The sequence below is a fragment of the Burkholderia sp. Ac-20379 genome (assembly GCF_017104645.1).
Taxonomy (GTDB): Bacteria; Pseudomonadota; Gammaproteobacteria; order Burkholderiales; family Burkholderiaceae; genus Burkholderia.
Window position 1 is genome coordinate 1 of record NZ_JAAGPF010000657.1, and the last position, 1,697, is coordinate 1,697.

3 protein-coding genes are annotated in these 1,697 nt (G+C 72.7%); 1 reads left to right on the top strand and 2 read right to left on the bottom strand.

The genetic code is table 11. The features are described 5' to 3' along the window. The first annotated feature begins 3 nt into the window (after nucleotides 1-3). Entirely contained in the window at nucleotides 4-426 is a 423-nt protein-coding gene (locus tag G3N92_RS33685; RefSeq protein ID WP_277396224.1) for a cobalamin-dependent protein, read from the top strand. Between the two features lie 92 nt (nucleotides 427-518). Here the strand turns inward: G3N92_RS33685 and G3N92_RS33690 are convergent, their stop codons facing one another. Both G3N92_RS33690 and G3N92_RS33695 read right to left on the bottom strand, forming a co-directional pair. Beyond that, a complete protein-coding gene (locus tag G3N92_RS33690; protein ID WP_206131820.1) occupies nucleotides 519-923 on the bottom strand; it encodes a DUF934 domain-containing protein in 405 nt (134 codons plus the stop codon). Further along, on the bottom strand, nucleotides 920-1,697 hold a 778-nt coding region (locus G3N92_RS33695), incomplete at its 5' end, for a nitrite/sulfite reductase (protein ID WP_206131821.1). The genes G3N92_RS33695 and G3N92_RS33690, both read right to left, overlap by 4 nt.

The window sequence follows — 1,697 nt, forward strand, 5'->3', positions numbered from 1 at the left end:
TAGCTGGGGCAGGACGGCCACGACCGCGGCCTCAACGCGATCGCCTCGGCGCTGGCCGATGCCGGCTTCGCTGTGGCGCGTGCGCCGCTGTTCGCCTCGGCGACGTTGCTGGCCGAGCGCATCGCCGGGCAGGCGGCCGGCGTGCCGCTCGATCTGGTCGGCATGTCGACGCTGTCCGGCGCGCATCTCGACACCGTGCCCGCGCTGCTCGACGCGCTGGCCGCGCGCGCGATCGACGTGCCGGTGGTGGTCGGCGGCATCGTGCCCGATGCGCATGCGAGCCGGCTGATGGCGGCCGGCGTGCGCGCGGTGTTCGGGCCGGGCACGCCGATGGAGGCGCTCGCGGTGCAACTCGCGGAGATGGTCGAACGTTCATTGGCGGCGGCCTGCGCCACCGACGCAGCGCCCGGTTCGCGGGACGCCTGAAATCGGTCTCGGTGGCACGCACCACCGATGCGGCGCTAAGCCCGCAAGACGCCTGAAATCGGCCGCGGCGGCCTGCACCGCCGACGCGGCGCTCAGCCCGCGCGTTGCCTGAGATCGGCCTGATAGAACGCGGGAAAGCGATCGAGCTGGCGCTGCGCATCGCTCGGCGCGACGCCCTCGGCCAGCACCGCGCTCGAAAAGCCGGTGCGCTCCATCATCTGCAACTGGTCGGCGAGCACCTCGCCGGTGGCGCGCAGGTCGCCGCGAAAGCCGAGCCGCCGCCGCACCAGATACGCCTGGCTGTAGGCGCGGCCGTCGGTGAACGCCGGGAAGTGCAGTTCGACGCGCGCCGCGCGCGCGATCGCGTCGGCATGCGCGCTCACGTCTGCGTCGTTGGGCAGCGCGAGCACCGCGCCGTCGGGCTGGCTGCTGGCGTGGGCGGTTTCGGCTGCGTGCGCTTCGGCGCTCAGCAGGCGGATGCGTTCGGTGGCGTTCATGCCGGGTTCTCCTCGACGCTGCGTGCGGCCTGCGCGGCCGCCTTGAACGGTTCGATGCCGACGCGGCCCACCGTCTCGATGAAGCGTTCGTGCCGATCGCCGCACGGCGCGCGCAGCGCCAGATAGGTGGCGAGCACGGCGTCGATCGCGTCCGGCACCTCGCGCGCCGAGAACGACGGGCCGATCACCTTGCCCGCGCGCGCCTCGCCGCCGCGCGCGGAGCCGTCCGCGCCGCCGAGCGTGACCTGATACCACTCGCGCCCATCTTTGTCGACGCCGAGGATGCCGATATGGCCGCTATGGTGATGGCCGCACGAATTGATGCAGCCGCTGATGTGCAGATCGATCTCGCCGAGGTCTTCCAGCTCGTCGAGATCCTGATAGCGCTCGGCGATCGCGTCCGCGATCGGCAGCGAGCGCGCGTTGGCCAGCGCGCAGAAATCGCCGCCGGGGCACGCGATCATGTCGGTCAGCAGATGGACGTTCGCGCTCGCCAGCCCTTCGGCGCGCGCGGCTTCCCACAGCGCAAGCAGATCGTCGGCGTGCACCCACGGCAGCACCACGTTCTGCGCATGCGTGACGCGCGCCTCGCCGGCCGAATAGCGGTCGACCAGCGTGGCGACGCGTTCGAGCTGGTCGGCCGACGCGTCGCCCGGCGCTTGCAGCGTGCGCTTGAACGACAGCGTGACGATCCGCAGCGCCGGATCGCGATGCGGCGCGACGTTGCGCGCGAGCCAGCCGGCCAGCGCCGGCGTGCGCGCGGCGGCCTCGGCC

Excerpts from the sequence above, each read along its gene's own strand:
- G3N92_RS33690 (WP_206131820.1), bottom strand. The coding sequence starts at position 923 with ATGAACGCCACCGAACGCATCCGCCTGCTGAGCGCCGAAGCGCACGCA.